An 8,228-nucleotide genomic window follows, 5' to 3' on the forward strand; every position below is an offset into this window, starting at 1 on the left:
CAATGCCTTCGATGCTTGCCCTATATCGGTTGCGGAGATTGCCGTCGCAGCCAGTTCGTTAGATCGAGAAGTTCGCGATCGCTCAATTGCTGTCGCTTATCCTTGCCATAGGTGGATCGCAGATGTTCTCGCAATCGTTCTATCGTCCATCCCAAGCGCCGGAGTTCGAGATTGATTTGAGCGATCGCGCTGGTGAAATCAAATTGGTTATTGGTTGTTGGTTGTTGGTTATTGGTTGTTGGTTCTGAAATGCGATCGCTACTCGGTAAGTCTGAATTGCCATAATTTCCGGAGTTTTCTGCCGTTGGTTTTGTTGTTTGAGAGGGCTTTTCCGGTTCTGAAATCCCCCTGGATTGACCATTGGCCGATCGTAGTGTCGATCGCGGGTCAGCAAGTGGAGGCGTTATCTCGCTTGCATTTGAGGGCAATGTGTCGATCGGCTGTTCTGTTGATCGCGTCGCTTCTGGCGAGCCGCAACCGTTTTCCGCATCTGTTTCGCACTCTAGGATCGGCCAATCATCGTCCTCGTCAAGCCGATGGTCGAACTCGGAACTCGTTGTTTCCCATTCATCTCGATCGGCAAATTCAGAACTTGCCATTTCCCATTCGTGGCAATTTTCCTCTAGAGATACTAGGCGATCGACACGATCGTCACGTTCCCTCGGTGGAGTCTCAAACGCCTCCATATTCGGGGGATTCGCCTTTTCCTCGCGATCGACGCGGCGATCGACTGGCCGATCGACAGTTTCCCCATTTAGTACCAGCTTCAACCGATTGCCTTTGCCCACTAAGCTCCCGAAACCCATGCGAGCCAACTCGATTAAATTCTGCCGGAGGTCGTCGGGTTTCTCCTTTCGCAACCAGCTAATCGACGATTGCAACCGACGTGCTGTCAGTTCGCCGTATTGTTTCAACTTGTCCAAAATTGCGCTCAAACGGTGGGGCAATCCCCCTTCATTCAAAGCGGCAGACCCTTCCGAATGAATCAGGGTTGTTTGAGAAAGGTAAAACTCCGCCAAACCGATCGCTGCTTCAACTCGCTCTCGAGGAATGTAAGGATCGGGGCGATCGCGTCCGGAAACCAGATCGGCAATAACGTGCAAAACCAAAGCCAGCCGTGCCGTATAGCCTTCCATTTTCGCCAGTGCCGCTCGCATTCCCTGCCGAGAGTTGGCCACCCGTCGCTGCTCGAGATCCCAGTGATAAAGGTTGTAAAGGCTTTGAGCCTCTGCCGTAAAGTGATAGCGTTGGGGTTCGACTTTCCTCGCCTGCTCGTAGAGCGCTTTCAAACTATTCAACTGATAGGGAGCGTCCGTATCCGGCAATTTCAAGGCTTTCAACGGAATGCGAACCCACAAAAAGCGTCCCCACTCCCCTTGATCGTCGTCAAAATTCCCCATCAACTTTTGCAACTTGGAATCTTGAATGGCTCCAATGATGCTCATGGATTCGTAGAGGGTAGAAATGCGCTCGCCACTTTTGAGATTTTTCTTGACTCCCGTGCCATTCCAGCCCGAAAGAATGGACTCTCGATCTTCCCCCCGTCCTTTTTTATAGGCTCCATAAGAACCGAACAATCCCGAAAGTTCATCTTTGATACACAAAAATGCCGTATCGGGTTGCTTGCTTTTAATCGTATCGATCGCCTCGCTGGTGGCTTTGTTGACGTAAAACTCTTTCTGCACGGGTTCGATGGGTTCGGCAGCTTTCCACTGTTCCCGAGAGCCATAGGTATCTTTGGCCGCTTGCCACTGTTCCCAAGCCGCGTCGTATTTGGCTTTTGCCAGCTTGTACTCCGCGTCGGTTTCAGCCTGCAATTCTCTGAGGGGTTGCAAAATCGCTTTTAGGGTGGGAGATTTGCGTTGTCCGGATTCCGTAACCAAGCCAGCATAAATAATGGCCGGTTCGACAAAATCGATGCCTTCTTTAATAATGACGCGGGTTTCGGGGTGCAGGCAGGAGGCGACGGCGGGAAGCAAGACAGTGAGGAGTGCTGAGGGGGGAATGCCCATCCAACGGGCGACTTGCTGCATCGGTTCTGCCAGTTTCCAAGGCAGGTAATCGCGAAGATCGAGGGCGTGTCGCTTGTGTCCTTCTAATGTTTGTAACTCTTGATGACATTCATCCCGCCCGGATTCCCGGTCCGAATCGGTTTGCAAATCGCTTGCCAGTTGGCGCAGTTCCCGGACGCTCCACCCCGACTCTTGACTCAAGCGATTGAGGCTCTCGGTCAGGACGGCGGGAGGTGGGTTGCGATTGAGGAGGGCGAGGAGAACGGTTCTGACATCGATTTCGGGACAGGCTGGCGATCGCTGTCCTTCCGTGGCGATGGGAAATTTGGCTTCTTTGACGCTGCGGCAAAAGTCCGCCCAACCGTAGTCGGTATCGATCGCGTTGCTGACATCCCAACCTTTGACCGTACAATCTTCTGGCATGGGAACATCGGCAATGCGCCCGCGACCTTCGAGGGCAAAGGCGAGTTTTTTGGCTCCTTCGTCTCCGGCGCGAGTGCCGTCCTTGCGAGGCGTGTCGTTGCGATCGTAAAAAATTGTTACATTTCCGGGCAATCGTTGCAGTTCTTCCCATTTGGGAACGCTACCGCAGCCGGCTGTGGAACAGGCAACGGCAATGCGGGATTCTCCTTCGGGTTGTTCTCGTACCAATTGGGCGAGGCGAATGGCATCCCACTCTCCCTCGCAAAACCAAGTCTCGCGGGCATTTTCGGGGAGATGAGCGAACCATACGGTAGCGGGAACGCCGAATTGAGACCAGTTGCCGAGGTAATCCGGTCTTTGTTCGGGTTTCAGCCAAGGGGCGACGCGCTTTTTGACGTAATAGCGTCCCGGCTGTTGGGGAATGGGAATAAAGAGACAGATTGCCCCGTAAGTTTCTTTGTTTTGGGGTTTATTCTCGTCGGGAATGACGACTCGTTTCCCCAGTCCTATATTTAGGCGTTCGATATCGCTTTGGGAAATATGGCGATCGCTCAACCATTTTCGGGCGGCTACTGCATCGGGAGAGGAATTTCGCAACAGCCTCTCGGTTGCCGAAGCCACAAATTTTTCGTCAACGGTATAGTCTTTGTGGGGGGTAGGGGGTAGGCGTTTTCCGGAGCGATCGTCGGTACTGAATGAGGGTGAAGGTTGTCCCGGTAGGGGAGCATTTAATGCTTCTCGAATCTCGGCAGGGGTACAACCTCGAAAACATTTATAACCGTACTGACTTTTGGGGATGAGGCTGAGAGTCTTGTCTTTCGGGCCTTTCGAGCAACAGGGACAAGGAGCGCGACCCTTGCGATCGAATTCTACCCATTCTCGGATCTGAAAAGTCTTGGATTTTTGGTAAACCATTGCTACAATTGGAATGGAAAAGGATTTGAAATTGGATTTGTGGTAAACCACTACAAAGCCGTCAGTGTTGTTGAAGTTTAATTGTATTTTCCGAGTTTAGCGAAGTTGAAAACCACGTTTGTGCGATCGCGATCGCATGAAATCTCGAAAAGCGCAAAAAAATTCAACATTTATCTATTGACTTTTTTCTCATTGTGTGTATTCACGGATATCGATCGGTGTATATTTTTTTTGTGGCGATCGCCTTTAGGTTTCAGTAAATGATGGATCTGGGGAGTTAAGATTGAGCCTGACGGATTGTCTGGTTGATGTTATTCTGGTCAGACCCATTGTTTTGGTTAGATTAGCCCCGATCCGATCGAAGCAACAAATTACTTAAACAAACCTTTGTTCCCATGTCAGCTTTGACGATTGCACAACGCCTCGACAAATTATTTCCAATATTTTGCGAGCCTCGTTTTTTGAGCAATCAAGGATTGGGTAAGGAGATCGGTTTTCATATTTTCGATTACGATCCCGAATGCGATCCTCTCGTTCAAAATTATTTAGTCGGTCTCAAATCTCGACTGGAAAGTTCTCCTCATTCGCTTAAAGTGCTAGAAATTAATCTCTATTATGTTATATTGGAGCTTTTGGAAGCGCGAAATTTGTTGCAAAAGGCGCTAGATTTAGAAACGAAACAGGGAAGTACGGCTTTTAACAAAAGCATAAGGCCTCTCCTGCGACCGGAAAAAATTGTGGAGGTCATCCAGAATCGACTTACGGGGGACGAACAATTGATCTGGTTGACGGGAGTAGGAGCAATTTATCCTTGGATGCGATCGCACACAATTCTTAATAACTTGCATCCTATCCTCGACACAACGCCATTAGTGATGTTTTTTCCCGGTTTTTACGATGGTCAAGAGTTACGATTATTTAATACCCTAAAAGATGACAACTACTATCGAGCTTTTCCTTTAATCCCTCGAAACAGCGAACAATGAAGGAGCTCTAGATCGATATTTGCTGGGAGTGTAATTCTGATGAACCAAATTTCGGATTTGTTCTATAAAGATATTCATCGCAATATTAATGGAGTCATTAAGGTTGGCCAGCAAGACAGGGATAATATCCGTCAAGAACTTGAAGAATATGTCATTACGAAAGAACTCGATCGCCATTTTCAGACTTTTTTTGAACGCTACGTCGAAGCCTTAAATACTCCTACAGATAAGATGGGAGTTTGGATTTCGGGCTTTTTCGGATCGGGAAAATCTCACTTTCTCAAAATTTTGTCTTACCTGCTGCAAAATGTGGATCTCGGAGATACTCGTGCGTTAGATTATTTCGATAGCGATCGCGTCCGCGACTCCCTATTACGGGCAAATATTGCCAAAGCAGCCCGGAGTCAAGCGGATGTCATTCTCTTTAATATTGACTCCAAAGCAGAAGCCGATAGTAAAAATCAGAAGGACAGTATTGTTAAGGTCTTCCAAAAAGTTTTTGACGAACATTTAGGGTATTTTGGTACGGTTCCAGCGATCGCGGAGTTCGAGCGACAATTGGATGAAAAAGGGAAATATGGAGACTTTCAAACTGCTTTTCAAGATATTCACGGTACGCCTTGGGTTGAAAACCGAGATGCTTGGGCATTTTGTCAAGATGAGATCGGCAAAGCCTTACAAACCAGCTTGGAGATTAGTGCTGATGCAGCAAGCAAGTTGATGGATTTGAGCGAACGGAACTACACTCTCAGCATTGAAAAGTTTGCGCGAACTGTTAAAACTTACCTCGATCGCAAGGGTAAAAATCATTATCTCATTTTCATGGTTGATGAAGTGGGGCAATATATTGGAGACAACAGCGATTTAATGCTTAATCTACAGACTGTTGTTGAGGATTTGGGAGTAAACGCTCAAGGGCGAGCTTGGGTAGTGGTTACGTCTCAAGAAGCAATTGATAAGATTACTAAGAATCGTATTAAAGGGAAAGACTTTTCTAAAATTGTCGGTCGTTTCGGTCGCCCTCTCAGTCTTTCTTCAGCGAATACCGATGAAGTGATAAAACTGCGCTTGCTGCGAAAAACTGATGCCGCTCAACAAAGTTTAGCAGCGCTTTATCAACAGAAAACAGCGATTCTTAAAAATCAGATTACTTTTACTTCTGATTGTGCCAATCTTCCCAGTTATCGCGATGACAAAGATTTTGTTTCTGCTTATCCTTTTATTCCCTATCAATTCAATTTACTTCAGAATGTATTTACTCAAATTCGCCTGATGGGAGCGACGGGAAAGCATTTGTCTGAAGGAGAGCGATCGCTACTCGATGGCTTCCAAATTGCTTCTCAGGCAGTCGATCGAGAGGATTTAGGCGCTTTAGTCCCTGTCCATATTTGTTATCGGGCAGTAGAAGGATTTTTAGATGGCAATATTAAGCGAGTTATCGAACAAGCGGAAAATAATCCGAACCTGCAACCTTTTGATATTAATTTGCTCCAAACGCTTTTTATGATTAAATATGTTAAGGAAGTTCGAGCAAATCTTGACAATTTAACGACCTTGAGCTTGGATAATATCGATCGCGATAAATTGGCATTAAGGGAGCAAATAGAGGAATCATTACGAAGATTGACCAAAGAAACATTAATTCAACGAAATGGAGAGATTTATTATTTTCTTACTCATGAGGAGCAGGATATTGGTCGGGAAATTAAAAATACAGAGATCGAACCGAGCGATATTACGAAAAAGTTGCAAGCATTGGTTTGGGAAATGATTTTTCCCGACAAAAAATTTCGCTATGACAAACGCCACGAATACAATTTTAATCGCCAACTCGACGACCAAACTTACGGACAGCAAACTCACGATATTGGTTTGCATATTATTACGCCCTATTGCGATCGCTATGCTCTTTTGCAAGAAGAAAGTCAGTGTTTGATGGAAACATCGGCAGGAAAAGCAGTTTTGGTACGCTTGCCCGATGAGGGAAATTTGCTGGACGAACTCAATGAGTTAGTACAAACCTCAACCTATATTTCTAATAAAAATAGCGGTATATTGCCTCAAACCGTACAAACCATTCTGGCAACGAGAAGCGATGAAAACAGCCGCCGTCAAGAACGAATTCGGGAAACTTTGGAGGACTTAATTACCCGAGGAGATGTATTTGCTTGTGGAAATCGCTTCAAAGAAGTTACTCGCAGCGATTCTAAAACTCTGTTAACGGAAGGTTTGAAATATTTAGTGGATACGCTTTACACCAAATTGACTTACGTTGAAAGTGGGTTTGAGAGCGAGCAGGATATTACTCATGCGTTGCTCAAAGATTATCAAGAACAAGACACCAGTGGAAAAGTTTATAATAGTGCGGCACATAGTGAAATGTTGGCATTTCTGACGGATGAAAAACGCGCTCACCGTCAAGTGACAATCCGGAATGCGATTGATAAATTTAATGGGCGACCTTGGGGATGGTCGGAGTTGGATACGTTGGGAGTGATGGCAGAGTTATTCAATCTCGGCAAAGTTGAATTGCGCCATGCGGGGGGGACGGTTAATTTCCGCGAATCTGGGTTAGTGACGAGACTGCGATCGCGCAAGGGATTGAATGAATATACGATCCGGTTGGGGGACGTTATCAATACGGGAAGTTTGAAAGTCGCGAAGGATTTAGCCTCGGATCTTTTGCCAGAAAGTCCTTCTAGCGATCCCCTTAAATTATTTGAAACCTATCAAAAGGCTTTGCAAGACCAAAAAAGCGAATTGGAGGGCTGGCAAGGGCAAATTAAGGACGAAAAATTGCCGTTTGGAGATTTGGTCGAAACAAGTTTGGAGACTTTGACGCAATTGTTAAAGGTTGAAGATGCAGCGGCTTTTTTCGATCGCTTCAAACAGTGTCGGGAGGTGTTAGAGGACTACATTGAGGATCGCGAGACGTTGCGGGGCTTTTTTATAGGACCGTTGAAATTATATCGTCAGGCTCGAGAGAATTTGCGATCGCTCGAACCGGAGTTGCGCCATCTTCAAGAGGGGGCATTATTGCAGAATGTAGAGTCGGTGCGGCAGATTTTGGCGATGAAGAATCCAACGGCAAAAATTCCTCAATTACCCATGCTTCCAACCCGTGAAGGACAAAGTGCAGGAAGTTTTAGATAATAAGGTAAAGCAGGCACGTTTGGAAGCGCAAAGGGTTAAAGAAGAAGTGGCTCGATATGTAACAGAGACTCACCCAATGGTTGCCGATCGCTTGAATTTGTCTTCTTATCAAAATGAAGTCGATACGGCGATCGCGCCTTTGGATCGGGCGACGGCGATCGATACGGCGATCGCCCATCAAAGTCAAATAGAAACCCTTCGCAAGGCTTTAATTCAGCAGGTGGATCGAGAGGCTGAAGGTTTGCAGCAGCGATCGGCTTCTGAAGAAAGTGACACTGTGGTTAAGTCGATCGTTTCCCTATCGGTGGTGAATGTAGCGAAAAAGTCGGTTTTGGAAACCCCTGAAGAGGTCGAGGAGTATGTAGACGCGCTGAAAATGGCGCTATTGGCAGAACTTGAGCAAAATAATCGCGTGCGGTTAATGTAGGAACGTCACACTCGATATCCATTCTGTTTTGCTGGAGCATTTTTGGGTAGAATAAGGGCAGAATTTGTTCCTTATTCGGTCAATTGCCATGACAAATTCCATTGCTAAGGATCCGGACTTTCCCATGAAGCACGCGCAAGTCACCGATTTGAAGAATACGGCTCGGGTGGCGGAGATGGTTGAGGATGCGGACGTGCTGGTGACGAGAAACGGACAAACTGTTGCTTATTTGGTCAATCCCGACCATTACGAGCGGCTGGTCAATAATTGGTATGAAACGCGCCAAGCTGTAACTTCGGGATTTTTGCAGCA

4 protein-coding genes and 1 pseudogene are annotated in these 8,228 nt (G+C 46.6%); 4 read left to right on the forward strand and 1 reads right to left on the reverse strand.

Features of this window, described 5'->3' with window-relative positions; genetic code table 11:
* Positions 1 to 20 precede the first annotated feature (20 nt).
* Positions 21 to 3,350: a DUF3987 domain-containing protein gene (locus tag VB714_RS13665; protein ID WP_323225048.1), complete on the reverse strand. Its 3,330-nt coding sequence runs from the start codon at positions 3,348 to 3,350 to the stop codon at positions 21 to 23.
* Between the two features lie 395 nt (positions 3,351 to 3,745).
* On the opposite strand from VB714_RS13665, the gene VB714_RS13670 reads away from it, so the two are divergent.
* From VB714_RS13670 to VB714_RS13685, 4 genes and pseudogenes are all read left to right on the forward strand, one after another.
* Positions 3,746 to 4,336, forward strand: coding sequence for a DUF1788 domain-containing protein (locus tag VB714_RS13670; RefSeq protein ID WP_323225050.1), 591 nt, complete (start codon positions 3,746 to 3,748; stop codon positions 4,334 to 4,336).
* 39 nt (positions 4,337 to 4,375) lie between these two features.
* Positions 4,376 to 7,489: a BREX system P-loop protein BrxC gene (brxC, locus tag VB714_RS13675; RefSeq protein WP_323225053.1), complete on the forward strand. Its 3,114-nt coding sequence runs from the start codon at positions 4,376 to 4,378 to the stop codon at positions 7,487 to 7,489.
* Positions 7,470 to 7,916 (forward strand): hypothetical protein, encoded by a 447-nt coding sequence (locus VB714_RS13680; protein WP_323225056.1) that lies wholly within the window; start codon positions 7,470 to 7,472, stop codon positions 7,914 to 7,916. Before brxC ends, VB714_RS13680 begins: the two co-directional genes overlap by 20 nt.
* Before the next feature lie 124 nt (positions 7,917 to 8,040).
* Positions 8,041 to 8,228, forward strand: a pseudogene (locus VB714_RS13685) (hypothetical protein); the annotation flags it as partial.

Source organism: Spirulina sp. 06S082 (assembly GCF_034932145.1).
GTDB lineage: Bacteria > Cyanobacteriota > Cyanobacteriia > Cyanobacteriales > Spirulinaceae > CCY15215.